14 protein-coding genes and 1 tRNA gene are annotated in these 16,237 nt (G+C 67.5%); 9 read left to right on the top strand and 6 right to left on the bottom strand.

The window, feature by feature from the left end; all coding sequences use genetic code 11:
- Nucleotides 1-41: 41 nt before the first annotated feature.
- The gene (gene sppA / locus B3D50_RS05420; RefSeq protein WP_286949952.1) at nucleotides 42-1,841 is read right to left on the bottom strand and encodes a signal peptide peptidase SppA; all 1,800 of its coding nucleotides are present in this window, start codon (nucleotides 1,839-1,841) and stop codon (nucleotides 42-44) included.
- A gap of 151 nt (nucleotides 1,842-1,992) precedes the next feature.
- The gene (locus B3D50_RS05415) at nucleotides 1,993-2,751 is read right to left on the bottom strand and encodes an SIMPL domain-containing protein (RefSeq protein ID WP_286949951.1); all 759 of its coding nucleotides are present in this window, start codon (nucleotides 2,749-2,751) and stop codon (nucleotides 1,993-1,995) included.
- 189 nt (nucleotides 2,752-2,940) lie between these two features.
- Here B3D50_RS05415 and B3D50_RS05410 point away from each other — a divergent pair.
- The 9 genes from B3D50_RS05410 to B3D50_RS05370 all read left to right on the top strand — a co-directional run bounded on the left by B3D50_RS05410 (nucleotide 2,941) and on the right by B3D50_RS05370 (nucleotide 10,932).
- Nucleotides 2,941-3,016 (top strand) — tRNA-Ile (locus tag B3D50_RS05410).
- Nucleotides 3,017-3,052: 36 nt separating this feature from the next.
- Nucleotides 3,053-3,808, top strand: coding sequence for a hypothetical protein (locus tag B3D50_RS05405; protein WP_286949950.1), 756 nt, complete (start codon nucleotides 3,053-3,055; stop codon nucleotides 3,806-3,808).
- 20 nt (nucleotides 3,809-3,828) lie between these two features.
- Nucleotides 3,829-4,326 (top strand): GAF domain-containing protein, encoded by a 498-nt coding sequence (locus B3D50_RS05400; protein ID WP_286949949.1) that lies wholly within the window; start codon nucleotides 3,829-3,831, stop codon nucleotides 4,324-4,326.
- A 257-nt stretch (nucleotides 4,327-4,583) separates the two neighbouring features.
- Nucleotides 4,584-5,477, top strand: a complete 894-nt coding sequence (locus B3D50_RS05395; protein ID WP_286949948.1) for an ROK family protein — start codon at nucleotides 4,584-4,586, stop codon at nucleotides 5,475-5,477.
- Between the two features lie 63 nt (nucleotides 5,478-5,540).
- Nucleotides 5,541-6,218 carry an SDR family NAD(P)-dependent oxidoreductase gene (locus B3D50_RS05390; protein WP_286949947.1) on the top strand — a complete coding sequence of 226 codons (678 nt, stop codon included), beginning with the start codon at nucleotides 5,541-5,543 and terminating at the stop codon, nucleotides 6,216-6,218.
- Complete coding sequence (locus tag B3D50_RS05385; protein WP_286949946.1) at nucleotides 6,218-7,036, top strand: HpcH/HpaI aldolase/citrate lyase family protein; 819 nt, start codon at nucleotides 6,218-6,220, stop codon at nucleotides 7,034-7,036. The genes B3D50_RS05390 and B3D50_RS05385 overlap by 1 nt, the downstream gene beginning before the upstream one ends.
- Nucleotides 7,037-7,208: 172 nt before the next feature.
- A complete protein-coding gene (locus tag B3D50_RS05380; protein ID WP_286949944.1) occupies nucleotides 7,209-9,272 on the top strand; it encodes a capsular polysaccharide biosynthesis protein in 2,064 nt (687 codons plus the stop codon).
- A gap of 149 nt (nucleotides 9,273-9,421) precedes the next feature.
- Complete coding sequence (locus B3D50_RS05375) at nucleotides 9,422-10,567, top strand: beta-ketoacyl-ACP synthase III (protein WP_286949943.1); 1,146 nt, start codon at nucleotides 9,422-9,424, stop codon at nucleotides 10,565-10,567.
- A gap of 98 nt (nucleotides 10,568-10,665) precedes the next feature.
- Nucleotides 10,666-10,932 carry a hypothetical protein gene (locus tag B3D50_RS05370; RefSeq protein ID WP_003165854.1) on the top strand — a complete coding sequence of 89 codons (267 nt, stop codon included), beginning with the start codon at nucleotides 10,666-10,668 and terminating at the stop codon, nucleotides 10,930-10,932.
- A 75-nt stretch (nucleotides 10,933-11,007) separates the two neighbouring features.
- On the opposite strand, the gene B3D50_RS05365 is transcribed toward B3D50_RS05370, so the two are convergent.
- From B3D50_RS05365 to ctrA, 4 genes are all read right to left on the bottom strand, one after another.
- Nucleotides 11,008-11,535, bottom strand: a complete 528-nt coding sequence (locus B3D50_RS05365; protein ID WP_040346021.1) for a porin family protein — start codon at nucleotides 11,533-11,535, stop codon at nucleotides 11,008-11,010.
- 211 nt (nucleotides 11,536-11,746) lie between these two features.
- On the bottom strand, nucleotides 11,747-12,280 hold the full coding sequence (locus tag B3D50_RS05360; RefSeq protein WP_125901546.1) for a porin family protein: 534 nt from the start codon (nucleotides 12,278-12,280) through the stop codon (nucleotides 11,747-11,749).
- A gap of 219 nt (nucleotides 12,281-12,499) precedes the next feature.
- Nucleotides 12,500-15,190, bottom strand: a complete 2,691-nt coding sequence (gene ppdK / locus B3D50_RS05355) for a pyruvate, phosphate dikinase (RefSeq protein ID WP_286949940.1) — start codon at nucleotides 15,188-15,190, stop codon at nucleotides 12,500-12,502.
- Nucleotides 15,191-15,424: 234 nt separating this feature from the next.
- Nucleotides 15,425-16,126, bottom strand: a complete 702-nt coding sequence (ctrA, locus tag B3D50_RS05350; RefSeq protein WP_003165857.1) for a response regulator transcription factor CtrA — start codon at nucleotides 16,124-16,126, stop codon at nucleotides 15,425-15,427.
- Nucleotides 16,127-16,237: the final 111 nt, after the last annotated feature.

The raw sequence follows: 16,237 nt of genomic DNA, 5'->3' as shown, positions 1-16,237 counted from the left end.
CGACATCACGCGCCAGTCACATTTGTTGTCCCGGCCAAGCCTCAGAAGGCCGGCTGATCCGCCAGGACCACCGCTCCGCGGCTGCGCATCCGGTCGGCCTCGACGCGGCTCAGCATGGCCTGGGCGGCGGGATCGCCCATTACCTGGCCGACCTTGACCATGGTTTCGGCGGCCTGACCCGAGGCGCCGAAGGCGGTCGCCAGCGCCTCCCACGGCGTCTGCGGTTGCGGGAAGCGCTTGAAGCGGACCGTCTCGGACGACGGGATCTTGGCCAGCTGACGCGCCTTGGCGACCGCCTCCTCCAGACCGCCCAGTTGATCGACCAGACCCAGGCCGTGCGCCTGAGCGCCGGTCCAGACACGGCCCTTGGCGATCTCGCGCACGCGCTCGACCGGCATCTTGCGGCCCTTGGCCACACGGGCCACGAACTCTTCGTAGATGCGGTCCATCGAGGCGGCGAAGGCGGCGCGCTGCCCCTGATCGAAGCTCTGCGTCGTGGAGAAGGCGTCGGCGTAGTCGCCGCCGACCGACAAGCCGCGCATGTCGACGCCGAAGCGGCCCAGGGCGTCGGCCAGGACGAACTTGCCGCCGAAGACGCCGATCGAGCCGGTCAGGGTCGAGGGCTGGGCCACGATCCAGTCGGCTTCCGAGCTGATCCAGTAACCGCCGGACGCGGCGTAGGCCCCCATCGACACCACCACCGGCTTGCCCGCCGCCTTGGCCGCGCGCACGGCGGCCAGGACCTGCTCAGACGCTTCCGGAGAACCGCCCGGCGAGGAGACGCGGAAGACGATGGCCTTCACGTCCTTGTCCTCGATGGCCTCATAGATGGCCTTGGCCGTGTCGTCCGAGCGGATGCTGGTCCCGCCGCCGAAGGGCGAGTCGTTGTCGCCGCGGCCGGTCATGATGGCGCCCTCGCCGCCCACGATGGCGATGGCCGACTTGGCCGAGCCGGAGCCTGAGGTGTTACGCGTTCCCTTCAGCGAGGCGTACTCGCCGAATTTGACGATCTTGGCGTTCTTGCCTGCCTTGGTCTTGGCGGCGGCCTCGGCTTCTTCCACCTGGCCGATCTTGTCGACCAGCTTCAGCGACAGGGCCTGTTCCGCCGGATAGGGACCGGCCTCGATCACGGCCTTCAGGGCCTCGGGCGTGGTCTTGCGGTCGCGGGCGATATTGGCGATGGCGCTATCGTAGATGGAGCCCATCCAGGCGACCATGGCCTCGCGGTGCGGAGCGGTGAAGTCGCTCTGCGTGAATTCGTTGACGGCGTTCTTGTACTCATACCGCTGCTCGAAGTCGGCCTTGACGCCGTACTTCTGGAAGGCGCGGCCCAGGAAGACGCTGTCGACAGCCAGACCCGTCGCCTGGAAGTTCGCCGTGTTCTGCAGCCACAGCTGATCCGCGCTGGCGGCGACCATATAGCTGGACGTCACGGCGCCGATCGGCGCGAAGCCCTGACTGTGGGCGATCACCGTCTTGCCCGAGGCGCGGAAGCGGGCGATCGCCTGGCGCACTTCATCGGCCGAGGCCGGCGTCATCCCGACTTCCGGCGCGCGCACCAGCAGCACCTTGACGTTGTCGTCGGCCGCCGCCTGAGCCAGCACGTCCACGACCTGAACCACCGACATGCTGGGGCCGCTGAACGCCGCAAAGGGATTGACCGGCGTCTGATCCGTCAGGCCGCTGCGCAGGTCCAGCTCCAGCACCGTATGGGCGGGCGTGGTCGGCTTGGAGGCCCCGGCCGCCATGGCGAAGAAGATCAGCGCCACCACGGGCAGAACGACGAAGAAGGCCACAAGCCCGGCGAAGACGCCCAGCATGGTGAGGAAGAACTGCTTCATGGAAAGGCGGACGTCCAGGATCGCGGCCAGAGGCGGCCAAGCGTGAGGATAGAGGCCGCGCCCGGCGCGTCAAATGAACGGACGGTAATAAACTGATGAAAAAGGGGCTCGCCGTCGCCGACGAGCCCCCTCATTCATCGCAAGGTCGCGATCAGCGGCCGATGTCGTAGGTTCCGCTGATATCGATGCGAACCGTCAGCTCGCCCGCTGAAACCGGGGTCGAGGCGCCGCCGGCGTCCATGGCGACGCGGGCGTACATGGCCTGCGGGCGCACCTCGGGCGTATAGCCCCCGCCCTCGGTCAGGGAGCGCACCGGCCCCAGGTCGACGCCCAGAGCCTGGGCGTACAGGCGCGCCTTGTCCTGCAGGGCGCGCACGGCCAGCACGCGAGCCTGGTCCTCGGCCGCCTTCGGATCCTTCAGGCCGAAGCTGATGCCGTCGATCTGATTGACGCCCGCCGCGACCACGGCGTCAGCGGTCGTCCCGACCTTGCTCAGGTCGTTGATCGTCACCGTGACGCGGTTCGCGGCCTGATAACCGCGCAAGCGGGGCGGTTCGTTCTGCTGATAGTCGTACTGGGCCGACAGGTTCAGGCCCGAGGTCTGGATGTCGCGCTCGGCGATCCCGGCGCGGCGCAGGGCGGCGACGACGCGGGTCATCTGCTGGGCGTTCTGGGCCATGGCCTCCTGAGCCGTCGGGGCCTCGGTCACCACGCCGAAGTTGATCGTGGCCTGATCCGGCGCGACCTTGACCTCGCCATAGGCCGACAGGTTCAGGGCGGGTTGTTGAGCCATGGCGTGCACCTGCATCGGGGAAGAGCCGCCGGGCTGGGATTGAGCAGACGCGACGGCCGGCGCCGCCAAGGTCATCAGGGCCGTGCCCAGCATCAGGGCGCGTGCGGTGCGGGTCATTACGAGGTCTCCGTCGAATTCATTTGGGCGGGCGTGTTCGCCAGCCACGGCCTAACTTGACCGTTTCAAGCTGAACGAACGCAAAAGACCCCTGTGCAGGTTCCGTTCATCGGTGTGAAAAGCGTGACAGGTCCAAGGCGGCTTTGCAGCCGCCCCGCCGCCTGCTAGGCACGCCCTGCCATGCTTCGGGGGCCCGTAGCTCAATGGTTAGAGCCGACCGCTCATAACGGTCTGGTTGGGGGTTCGAGTCCCTCCGGGCCTACCAAATCCGAACGCCTTCATCTCCATTCAAGGACGCGTCATGACCGCCCTTCTCCTCGCCGCCCTTCTGGCCTCTGTTTCCCCGGAGCCCGCCTTCGAGGCTCTGGAGCCGATTCCGGCATCCGCTCAGGGCGAGGCCATCCCGGCCTGCACCGTCGATCGCCGCTGGTGCGCCCTGATCGAGACGGACGAGACCCAGGAGCGTCAGGTGCTGCGCCTCTATGACGGCCCGCCCAGCGGCCGGACGCCCGTGGCGTCCCACAGCCTTGAAAGCGAACTCTCCGAAGGCTTCTGGAAGCCCGGCGCCATCCTGCGCCGCGCCGGAAGCGACGAGATCATCCTCGGCGCCGACATGGAGTTGCAGGCCATGTATTCGGGCGGCGGGGGCACGTCCTCCTATCGGACCTTGATCCGCTTCATTCCCGGCGAGGCGCCGCAGGAGATTCTGACCGTTCCAATGTCCGGTTCGCTGATGATCCGCGCCTGCTTCGGCGAAGAGGACATGAAGCAGCGCGCCGGGGCCTGTCATGACGAATATGAGTTCGCCGCCGAGCTGAAGGCCGAGGGCGACGCCTTTCCGCCGCGCCTGACCTACGCCTCCACCGCAACCACCTTCCCCGGCCCGGTGTCGCGCAACGAGGACTCCCTCGCCAAACCGCCGCTGAAGCCGAAGGATCTGGTCAAGGCCGTCGACGCCGAATGCAGCGTGCGCCGCGTCTTCACTTTCGATCCGGCGGCGAACGGCTATGTTCCCGAGGCGCCCCTGCCTGACTGCGGCGAATATACCGTTCCCTAGATTGCGTTGAGCCCCACCTGATGTCCTACGTCGCCCGTGACGACCGCCCCGCCGACAAGGCCGAACGCTATGCCGAGGTCGAGGCTGAGATCCTGGCCGTTCTGGACGGCGAACCGAACCTGACGGCGCGCATGGCGACGGTGGCGTCGATGCTGGCGGACGCCTTCCCCGTCTTTTTCTGGACCGGCTTCTACGTCGTGGACGCGGCCAAGGGCGACGAATTGGTCGTCGGTCCGTATCAGGGCACGCTGGGCTGCCTGCGCATTCCGTTCGGGCGCGGCGTCTGCGGCGCGGCGGCCAGGACGCGCGAAACCCAGGTGGTCGAGGACGTCCACGCCTTCCCCGGCCACATCGCCTGCGACAGCCGTTCGGCCAGCGAGATCGTGGTCCCCGTGCTGGACGCGGCGGGCGACCTGATCGCCGTGCTGGACATGGACGCGACCGAGACGGCCGCCTTCGACGCCGTGGACGCGGCGGCGCTGGAACGGCTGATGGCCAAGGTGTTCGGCGCGGGGTGAAACCATTCCCCTCTCCCGATGGGAGAGGGCTTGAGCGCACGAGAGCGCAGCGATCGTTCTGGCGCGAAAGGGTGAGGGTTCGCACGAGGAAGTCGGCCGCAGGCCGTTGCGCCACGGCTTACGCCGACTGACAGGATTGAACCTTCACCCTTTCGCCTGTTCCAATCGCCTTCGGCTCTTGGAGGCTCAAGCCCTCTCCCATCAGGAGAGGGTTCAGCGGACGACGCGCCCCCCCCGGCCGTGCTACCTCCCACTTCATGCGGATCGGAATCGACTTCGGCGGCACCAAGATCGAGGCGGCGGCGCTGGATGCGTCCGGCGCCTTCGCCGCGCGAATCCGCGAGCCGAACCCCGGAACCTATGAGGCCGCCCTCAACCTCGTCGCCGACCTGATCGCGCGGGTCGAGGCCGAGGCCGGACCGGCGCGATCGGTCGGCCTGGCCATTCCCGGCTCGCCCTCGCCGCGCACCGGGCTGATCCGCAACGCCAACTCCACCTATCTGAACGGCCGTTGCCTGGCCGAGGACCTGGAGGCCGCCCTGGGCCGCCCGGTGCGGCTGGCCAACGACGCCAACTGCCTGGCCCTGTCCGAGGCGGCCGACGGCGCAGGCGCAGGCGTCGCCAGCCTGTTCGGCGTCATCCTGGGCACCGGCTGCGGCGGCGGGCTGGTCATCGACGGCAAGCTGGTCGAGGGGGCGCACGCCGTCGCCGCCGAGATCGGCCACATCTCCCTGCCGTGGCCCTCGGCGGAGGAGGCGCCCGGCCCCGCCTGCTGGTGCGGCCTGAGCGGCTGCCTCGAGACCTGGATTTCCGGCACGGGTTTCCAGCGCGACCATCAGGCGACAACCGGACGGGCGTGGACAGCGCAGGCCGTCGTCGACGCCGCCCGCGCAGGCGACGCCCAGGCCGCTGCGGCGCTGGACCGCTACATCGACCGGCTGGGACGAGGCCTGGCCATGGTGGTCAACCTGGCCGACCCGGAGGTCTTCGTGCTGGGCGGCGGCATGTCGAACGTGGTCGAGCTTTACGACCGCCTGCCCGACATCGTGGCGCGCTACGTCTTCTCCGACAGCTGGGAGGGGCGGATCGTTCCGGCCAGATGGGGTGATTCCTCGGGCGTGCGCGGCGCCGCGCGGCTGTGGGACGCCTGATCGCCGATTGATCCCGCGACGCGCGCCGCTATGGTCCGCGCCGAACCATTCAGGAGCGAGACGATGGGCGAACGGGTTGCAGCAATCACCGGCGGGCACGGCGCCCTGGGGCGGACCGTGGTCGAGGCCGCGCAGGCCTCCGGCTGGACCGTCGCCGTCATCGATCACGCCAGCGGCCACGTCGTCCCTGACGGCGTGCTGGAGGTCGGCGGCGTCGACCTGACCGACCCCGCCCAGGCCAAGGCGGCGATCGAGGCCGTGGTCGCCCGCTTCGGCCGTCTGGACGCCCTGCTGAACATCGCCGGCGGCTTCGTCTGGAGCCCGGTCGAGGGCGAGGGCGACGAATTCGATCGGATGCACGCCCTCAACGTCAAGACGACGCTGAACGCCAGCCGCGCCGCCCTGCCCCATCTGAAAGCCTCAAGCGAAGGCCGCATCGTCAACATCGGCGCCAATGGCGCGATCAAGGCCGGGCACGGCATGGGCGCCTACGCCGCCTCCAAGGCCGGGGTCCACCGCCTGACCGAGGCCCTGGCCGAAGAGCTGAAGTCGACCTCGGTGACGGTCAACGCCGTCCTGCCCTCCATCATCGACACGGCGGCCAACCGCGCCGACATGCCCGACGCCGATCCGGCCAAATGGGTCGCGCCCGCCGATCTGGCCGCCGTCATCCTGTTCCTGGCCTCGCCCGAAGCGCGGGCCGTGACGGGCGCCCTGATCCCCGTCACGGGCAAGGTCTGATGCGCGCGCGCAGCGTCCTGTACCTGCCCGCCTCGAATGCGCGGGCGATCGAGAAGGCCCGCGCCCTGCCCTGCGACGTGGCGGTGCTGGATCTGGAGGACGCGGTCGCGCCCGAAATGAAGGCCGAGGCCTGCGCGGCGGCGGTCGCGGCGGCGCAGGAAGGCGGCTTCGGCCCGCGCCTCGGCGTGCGGATCAACGGTCTGGACACGCCGTGGGGCGCCGACGACCTAGAAGCCCTGCGCGACGCCCCGGTCGACCTGATCGTCGCGCCCAAGGTCGAGAGCGCGGCCATGGTCCACGCCCTGTCGGCGGCGCTGCGTCCCGGCGTCGACCTGTGGGCCATGATCGAGACGCCGCGCGCCCTTGTAGACCTGCGCGACATCGCCGGGGCGGATGGCGCCCTGAGCGGCCTGATGCTGGGCGTCAACGATCTGGCCAAGGATCTGAAGACCGGCGCCGCGCCCGACCGGGAGCCGCTGAAACCGTGGCTGGCGGCGATCGTGGCCCACGCCCGCGCCAACGGCCTGAGCGTCATCGACGGCGTGTTCAACCGCATCAAGGACGAAGTCGGATTCGCCGCCGAGTGCGCGCAGGGGCGGCTGTACGGCTTCGACGGCAAGAGCCTGATCCACCCGTCGCAGATCGCGGGGGCGAACGCCGCCTTCGGACCGTCGGCCGACGAGGTCGAATGGGCGCGCAAGGTCGTCGCCGCCTTCGCCGCGCCCGAAACCGCCGGACTGGGGGTCATCCGCGTCGAGGGTGAGATGGTGGAACGGCTGCATCTGCAACAAGCGCAGGCGCTGCTGGCGGCGCTGTAATCCCTTCTCCCCTTGTGGGAGAAGGTGGCGGCCGAAGGCCGACGGATGAGGGGTTTCACCGTCGGCTGAGAGACCCCTCATCCGACCTCGCTCCGCTCGCCTACCTTCTCCCACAAGGGGAGAAGGAAGCATGGGGTGGCGCCTTCCTACGGCAGACCTTAGACACCATCCCATGACCGCACCGCTTCCGCCCCCGTCGAAAACCCGCGCCTGGGTCTGTGCGCCGGGGGTGTTGAAGGTGCCGTTCCTCTCTGCCTTCCTGCCCGATTACGACCTGTCCGCCCTGCCGGGGTCGTCGATCGAGGCCGTCCTCGGCTGGGGCATGAAGCCGACGGCGGAGGCGGGCCGACGCTGGGCGAAAAAGCACGGCAAACCCTATGTCGCGCTGGAGGACGGCTTCCTGCGCTCGGTCGGTCTGGGCGAGAGCGGGGCGACCAGCCTCAGTCTCATCGTCGATGATCTGGGCGTCTATTACGACGCGACCCGGCCCAGCCGTCTGGAGCAGTTGATCCAGACGGCCCCCGACTGGTGCGACGCCGCCATGAAGGCCCGCGCGCGGGGCCTGATCGACCGCATCGTCGCCTCCGGCGTGTCCAAGACCAATATGGGCGGGCCGCTGGACGCCGCCCTGCTGAAACCTGGCCGCCGGGTGCTGATCGTGGACCAGACCTTCGGCGACGCCTCCATCGGCTATGGACTGGCCAGCGAGCAGAGCTTCTCCGAGATGCTGGCGACCGCCCGGCGCGACGAACCGGACGCCCAGCTGATCGTCAAACGCCACCCCGCCGTGGCGGCGGGGCGCAAACAGGGCTGCATCCCGGCGGACCAGCTTCAGGGCGTCACCCTGATCGACACCGACGTGCGGCCCGCCGATCTGCTGGCGGGCGTGGATGCGGTCTATGTCGTGACCTCGGCGCTGGGGTTCGAGGCGCTGTTGAGGGGCCTGCCGGTGCGTTGTTTCGGCGCGCCCTTCTATTCGGGCTGGGGGCTGACTACGGATGCGGTGCAGACCGGGCGGCGCGGCGTGGCGCGCGATCTGGAGCAGATCGCGGCGGCGGCCCTGATCGCCTACACCCGCTACGTCGATCCTGTCACCGGCCAGCGGTGCGAAGCCGAACAGGCGCTGGAACGGCTGATCGCCCTGCGCGACCGAGCCGACCGGCTGGCGGGGGACTGGGCGGCGGTCGGCTTCGCCCCGGCCAAGCGGCCGCCGGTGCGCCGCCTGCTGAACTCGCCCAAGGGCCGCGTCCGCTATTTCTGGCGCTCGTCCGCCGCCGTCGTCCATGCGCGGGCGACGGACGGCAGGCTGATCTGGTGGGCCGGCAAGGAGACGCCGCAGATCCGCGCCGCCGCCGACGCCTTCGAGGGGCCGGTCGTGCGCATGGAGGACGGCTTCATCCGCTCGCGCGGGCTGGGCTCCGACTTCTTCGGCGCCCTGTCGGTCGCCCTGGACGATCAGGGCGTCTATTATGATCCGACCCGCCCCAGCCGTCTCGAGAGCCTGATCGAGGCGGGCGAACCCGCGCCGGATCAGGCCGCGCGCGCCGAGGCCCTTCGCGCCCGCGTGGTCGAGGCGGGCCTGTCGAAATACAATCTGAAGGGCGCGGGCGTCCCGGCGCACTGGCCCAAGGACAAGCCGATCCTGCTGGTCGTCGGTCAGGTCGAGAACGACCGCTCGATCATGATGGGCTGCGGGCCGGACCTGCGCACCAACTCCGGTCTGGTGAAGGCGGCGCGGGCGGATCATCCGGACGCCTTTCTGATCTATCGCAACCACCCGGACGTGACGGCGGGCAACCGGCCCGGCCTGCTGGACCACTCGGCGATGGAGGAGGTCGACGCCTCGGCCGATGATCTGGACATCATCGACTGCCTGAACGCCTGCGACCGGCTGGCCACCCTGACCTCCCTGACCGGGTTCGAGGCCCTGATGCGGGGCAAGCCGGTCAGCGTCTATGGCCGCCCCTTCTATGCCGGTTGGGGCCTGACCGACGACCGCCTGACGTTCGAGCGCCGCACCCGCCGCGCTTCCTTGCAAAACCTGATCCACGCCGCCCTGATCGGCTATCCGGTCTATGTCACGCCGGACGGTTGGCCGTGCGAGGCCGAGGATCTGGTCGAGGCCCTAATCGCCGCGCGCAACCATCCCCTGCCCGCCCCGCCGCGCGGCCGCATCAATCGCTGGTGGCGCGGCATAAAGGCCAGTCTCGACCGCAGCCTTCCCCCGGCCTATTGAGGACGTTCGTCATCGCAACGGACTGAGTCCGGCCCGCGAGGCGCCCGAACTTCGCCGCGAGGCGCCGACATAAGGCTTGTCGAGCGCCGGGGACTCCATGTTCCCTCATGCAGCGAGGCGCCGCGCGCCGAGCGTCAGGGAACTACACAGTGCAAAAAGCCGTCATCTCCGCCACCGGCCTGTTCACCCCGGAACAGTCGATCTCGAACGAGGAGCTGGTCAGCGCCTACAACGCCTGGGCCGAAGGCTGGAACGCCGCCAACGCGGAGGCCATCGCCGCCGGTGAGATCGAGGCCAAGACGCCCTCGTCCGAAGCCTTCATCGAGAAGGCCTCCGGCATCAAGGCGCGCTACGTCATGGACAAGTCGGGCGTCCTCGACCCCGAGCGGATGCTGCCGCATCTGGCCGCGCGCGGCGACGACGAACTGTCGATCATGGCCGAAATGGCGGTAAAGGCCGCCCAGGACGCCATCCGGGCCTGGGGCAAGCCGGTCAGCGAGATCGGCGCCGTCATCTGCGCCGCGTCGAACATGCAGCGCCCCTATCCCGCCATGGCCATTGAGGTGCAGCAGGCGCTGGGGATCGAGGGCTTCGCCTTCGACATGAACGTGGCGTGCAGTTCCGCCACCTTCGGCATCAAGACGGCGGCGGACTTCGTGGCCTCGGGCTCGGTCAAGGCCGTGTTGATGGTGAACCCGGAAATCTGCTCGGCGCACCTGAACTTCAAGGATCGCGACAGCCACTTCATCTTCGGCGACGTCGCCACCGCCGTCATCATCGAGGCCGAGGATCAGGCCGGACCCGGCGGCTGGGACATTCTGGGGACCAGGCTGCAGACCAGCTTCTCCAACAACATCCGCAACAACTTCGGCTTCCTGAACCGCGCCGCCCTGCCGACCGACGGGCATGAGCCGGTCTCGTCCGACGGCCTGACCGACAAGATGTTCGTCCAGCAGGGCCGCAAGGTCTTCAAGGAAGTGGTGCCGATGGTCTCGGAGATGATCCTGGATCACGCCGCCGAGCTGGACCTGGACACCCACGGCCTGAAGCGGATGTGGCTGCACCAGGCCAACATCAACATGAACACCCTGATCGGCAAGAAGGTGCTGGGCCGCGAGCCCGAGCCGAGCGAGAACGTCATCATCCTGGACGACTACGCCAACACCTCCTCGGCCGGGTCGATCATCGCCTTCCACCTGCATAACGACGGCTTCGCGCCGGGCGACACGGGCCTGATCTGCAGCTTCGGCGCAGGCTATTCGGCCGGCACGGTTTTTGTGCAAAAGCGCCCCTGATCGCCCCGATCAGGAATCAATATTTCCGGCGCCGCTTGCACTGTTCGGAAATTTTTGCAAACCGTAACGCGTCGAGAAGCAGGGGGGACGGCGCCCGAATGACTCAGACAGCTTCGCCTTGGGCTGAAAAACTCAGTGATCCGCTGGCGCACGATGTGGCCACGGTATTGCAACGCATGGGCGGTTCGGCCCATCAGGATATGGTGATCAACTGCGTCGCGGCGCTGAAACGCCAACGCGGCGAGTCAGTGACTCAAGACCTCAAGATGAAGATCATCGAGGTGTTCGAACGCTATCGCGACTTCTTCATCCGCCCCTTCGGCGAAGGGTCGCTGCGCTGGGCCCTGGCGCCGGGCGTCGCCTGACCGCCTAGAAAATCGGCCAACGAAAAAGGCCCGCTCCGACTGGAGCGGGCCTTCGTCATTTCAGACCATCCGCGCTTAGAAGCGGCGGATGTAGCTGACCGAATAGGCGTCAGCCTCGCCGCGGTCGTCGCGGAAGTCGCGGCGGGTCCAGTCGGCGCGGACGCCGTTGACGCCGTCCAGGTAGTAGTTGGCGCCGACGCCGTAGTTCCAGCTGTCGCCGCCGACCTTGCTCTCCGAGCCGGCCAGCTCCTGCTTCAGCTCGGTGTGGCCGTAGCCGCCGCGAGCGAACAGCTCCAACTTGTCGCCGACGGGATACTTGCCGACGACATAGCCGGCCGCGTCCCACTCGTGCTTGATCTGACCGTCGACGCCGGCGACGGTGATGTCCTTGTCCTTGACCCCTACGCCGACCTCGGTTTCCACGGCCAGGTAGCGGTTCAGGTTGACGCCCAGGCGGCCGGACACGGCGCCGGTCTGGGCCGCATCGCCTTCCATGTGCGTGTAGCCCAGCGAACCATAGCCACGCGGCTCAGGGTTCGATTGAGCAAACGCCGGAGCGGCGAGAACAGACACAGCAGCGGCGGCGAGAAGAACATTACGCATTATTTCATACTCCTTAGATGATGTGACTTCTGTGATCACATGCCCCATCCAACGAAGCTTAAATGGTTGCGCCGCTACACTCGTTCCATAGGCGAAGCGGTCAAACACAACACGAGTTACGCAAAAGACACACACGTCGTTACCTAAATGATGCAAAAGAAAGGGCGCGCTCCGCCGGGAAGCGCGCCCAACCGATCCGCCGGGAATCGGATCAGAAACGACGGACGTAGTTGACCGAGTAGACGTCCACTTCGCCGCCGTCGTCGGTGAAGTCGCGACGGGTCCAGTCGCCGCGCAGGCCGTTCTGGCCGTCGAAATAGTAGTTGGCGCCGACGCCGTAGTTCCAGCTTTCGCCGTCGGCCTTGCGCTCGACGCCGGCCAGTTCGGCCTTCATCTGCGTGGTGCCGTAACCGCCGCGTGCGAACAGTTCAAAGTTGGGCGTGACCGGCAGGGTGCCGACCGCATAGGCGGCCAGATCATAGTCATGCTCGATTTTGCCCTTGGCCCCCGCGATGGTGAAGTCGTCGTCCTTCACCCCGATCGAGCCTTCGCCCTCGACGCCGAAATAGGGGTTGAACTTGGCGCCCAGACGGCCGGTTACGGCGCCCAGGTTCCCATCCGAATGGTCCAGCTGCGAATAGCCGAGCGTGCCGTAGTAGGTGGGGCCGCCCGGCTGCACGACCTGGGCCGCAGCCGGCAGGGCGAATACAGAAAGGGCGGCGGCGGAGAGAATAACGTTACGCATGAGCTTCAATCACTCCTTATTGTGATGAACAGGCCTGGCCTGACCACCTTGCGGAGAAACAAAGCTCGAGCGCACAGCGCCGTTCCCTGTGCTTGATACAGCAGCAGACAACTGTGCGGGCCAAAGCACACACCACGTTCCGCGAAGGATGACTATTTCCAGGCATGAAAATGGCGACCCTTTCGGATCGCCCTTCTCTTGTCGTCGATTGAAAGGGCCTCAGCGGTCCTTTTCACGTTCCTCGCCCGAGCGTGCGCTCAGCGCGGCCTGCGCCGCCGCCAGGCGGGCGATCGGCACCCGATAGGGCGAGCAGGAAACGTAGTCGAGGCCGACCGTCTCGCAGAAGGCGATCGACGACGGGTCGCCGCCGTGTTCGCCGCAGATGCCCATCTTCATGCCGGGCTTGACCGAACGGCCCCGCTCCTCGGCGATGCGGATCAGGTCGCCCACGCCGTTCTGGTCCAGACGGACGAAGGGGTCGGTCTCAAAGATGCCCTTGTCCAGATAGGCCTGCAGGAAGTGGCCGGAGTCGTCGCGGCTGATGCCGAAGGTCGTCTGGGTCAGGTCATTGGTGCCGAAGCTGAAGAATTCGGCGTGTTCGGCCAGATCGGCGGCGCGCAGGGCGGCGCGCGGCAGCTCGACCATGGTGCCGACCAGATAGTCCACGCTGTCCCCGGCGTCCGCGAACACGGCCTTGGCAGTGCGGTCGGTCAGTTCGCGCAGATACTTCATCTCCAGACCCAGGGCGACCAGCGGGTGCATGATCTCCGGGATCGGGGCGACGCCCGAGGCCGCCTTCACCTGCAGCGCCGCCTCAAGGATGGCGCGGACCTGCATCTCGTAGATTTCCGGATAGGCCACGCCCAGACGGCAACCGCGGTGGCCCAGCATGGGGTTGGTCTCATGCAGTTCGCGGGCGCGGCGCTTCAGCTTGGCGGCGTCCAGGCCTTGCGTGGCGGCCAGGGCGTCGATGTCGGCGTCAGTGTGCGGGATGAACTCATGCAGCGGCGGGTCCAGCAGACGCACAGTCACCGGCAGGCCGCTCATGATGGTGAACAGCTCGACGAAGTCGGCCTTCTGGAACGGGGCGATTTTGGCCAGGGCCACGCGGCGGCCCGCCTCGTCGTCGGCCAGGATCATCTCGCGCACGGCGGCAATGCGGGCCTCGTCGAAGAACATGTGCTCGGTGCGCGACAGGCCGATGCCCTCGGCGCCGAAGCCGCGCGCGGTGCGGGCGTCCAGCGGGGTCTCGGCGTTGGCGCGGACCTTCAGGCGGCGGATGCCGTCGGCCCAGCCCATCAGGGTCTGGAAGTCGCCTGTCAGTTCAGGCTCGATCATGGGCACGGCGCCATCCAGCACCTCGCCCTTGCCGCCGTCGATGGTGATGACCTCTCCCGCCTTGAAGGTGCGGCCGCGCGCGGTGAAGGTTCCGGCCTTCTCATTGATCGAGATTTCGCCCGCGCCCGAGACGCAGGGGCGCCCCATGCCGCGCGCCACGACCGCCGCGTGGCTGGTCATGCCGCCGCGCGCCGTGACGATGCCGCGCGCCGCGTGCATGCCGTGGATGTCTTCCGGCGAGGTCTCGTCGCGGACCAGGATGACGGCGTCGCCGTTCTGACCCAGACGCTCGGCCTCATCGGCGTCGAAGACGATCTTGCCGGTCGCCGCGCCCGGCGAGGCGGGCAGGCCCGCCGCGACGACAGTGCGCGCCGCCTTGGGGTCCAGCGTCGGGTGCAGCAGTTGGTCCAGCGCCGCCGGTTCGACGCGGCTGACAGCCTCGTCCTGAGAGATGACGCCTTCGGAGGCCAGATCGACGGCGATCTTCAGCGCCGACTTGGCCGTGCGCTTGCCGTTGCGGGTCTGCAGCATCCACAGACGGCCCTGCTCGACCGTGAACTCGATGTCCTGCATGTCGCGGTAGTGGCTTTCCAGCCGCCCCACCACGTCGACGAACTGGGCGAAGACTTCCGGCATCGCCTCTTCCATCGACAGCGCCGTCTCGCCCATCTCCTCGCGGCCCGCCTTGGTCAGGGACTGCGGCGTGCGGATGCCCGCGACCACGTCCTCGCCCTGGGCGTTGATCAGGAACTCGCCGTACAGCTTGTTCTCGCCGGTCGAGGGGTTGCGGGTGAAGGCGACGCCCGTGGCGCTCGTCTCGCCCATGTTGCCGAACACCATCGACTGCACGTTGACGGCCGTGCCCCAGCTTTCGGGGATGTCGTGCATGCGGCGATAGAATTTCGCCCGGTCGTTCATCCAGCTTTCGAACACGGCGCCGACGGCGCCCCACAGCTGGGCCTGGGGATCCTGCGGGAAGGGCTGACCCAGTTCGCGCTCGACCAGGGTCTTGTAGTCCGCGACCACCTTCTCCCAGTTCTCGGCGGTCAGTTCGGTGTCGACCGAGACGCCCAGACGATCCTTGTGGTCGTCCAGCACCTCTTCGAAATAGTCGTGGCCCAGACCCAGCACCACGTTGGAGTACATGGTGATGAAGCGGCGATAGGAATCGAAGGCGAAGCGACGGTCGCCCGACAGCTTGGCCAGGCCCTCGACCGTCTCATCGTTCAGGCCCAGGTTCAGGACGGTGTCCATCATGCCCGGCATGGAGGCGCGGGCGCCCGAGCGCACCGACACCAGCAGGGGGTTGGCGGCGTCGCCGAAGATCTTGCCCACCACGCCCTCGACGTGGGCCAGGGCGGCCTTGACCTGATCGATCAGGTCGGACGGGTAGGTTTCCTGATTGGCGTAATACCAGGTGCAGACCTCGGTGGTGATGGTGAAGCCGGGCGGCACCGGCAGACCGAGGGACGACATCTCGGCCAGGTTCGCGCCCTTGCCGCCGAGAAGGTTCTTCATCGACGCGTCGCCGTCAGCGGAGCCGCCGCCGAAGCCATACACCCACTTGGTCATTTCGTAGTTCCTGAACCGTGGTCTCGCGAGACTCAGCCTCGCCTTATGCGGGGTTTCACTAGCGCGCTGCACCTGCGAAGGCGAGGCCGCAGGCGTAACAATCCGTGAGGGGATGTATCGCGCGCCGCACCCCCCAGGCGCAACCTATGGAGCGACCAAAGGAAAACGCCCGCCGGTTTCCCGACGGGCGTTTGCAGTCGTTCAGCCCTGAGTGGAGGCTCAGGCCGGTCGCCGTCAGGCGGCGACGGTGATCGCGCCCTCGGCCGGGTCGCGCAGGACGTAGCCGCGGCCCCAGACGGTTTCGATGTAGTGCTTGCCGCCGGCGGCCGTCGCCAGCTTCTTGCGCAGCTTGCAGATGAAGACGTCGATGATCTTCAGCTCCGGCTCGTCCATGCCGCCGTACAGGTGGTTCAGGAACATCTCCTTGGTCAGGGTCGTGCCCTTACGCAGTGAGAGCAGCTCCAGCATCTGATATTCCTTGCCGGTCAGATGCACACGGTGGCCGTTCACCTCGACTGTCTTGGCGTCCAGGTTCACGGCGATCTCGCCGGTGTGGATGATGGCCTGGGCGTGGCCCTTGGAGCGGCGGACCACGGCGTGGGTGCGCGCGATCAGTTCGTCCTTGTGGAAGGGCTTGGTCAGATAGTCGTCGGCGCCGCCGCCGAAGGTCTTGACCTTGGTGTCGATCTCATGGCTGCCCGAGAGGATCATCACCGGCGTATTGATCTTGCCGTTGCGCAGCTGGCGCAGAACCTCAAGCCCGCTCATGTCCGGCAGGTTCAGGTCCAGCAGAATGAGGTCGTAGTCATAGATCTTGCCCAGATCGATGCCTTCCTCACCCAGGTCGGTCGTATAGACGTTAAAGCCTTCCGACTTGAGCATCAGCTCAATGCTTTGGGCTGTCGCGTGGTCGTCTTCGATCAGCAGGACGCGCATTATTGCCCCTCCAGGCAAAGCTTGGGATAGCCGCGCGGGAGCGACGGCCAGGTAACCTTGTTCCAACGTTAACGGGCCAAAACCTTAAGAAGGGTTAACGCATCCCGATAT

It is taken from the genome of Brevundimonas sp. UBA7507 (assembly GCF_002478355.1).
Lineage (GTDB): Bacteria > Pseudomonadota > Alphaproteobacteria > Caulobacterales > Caulobacteraceae > Brevundimonas > Brevundimonas diminuta_D.
This window is presented reverse-complemented; position numbering and strand designations above follow the sequence as displayed.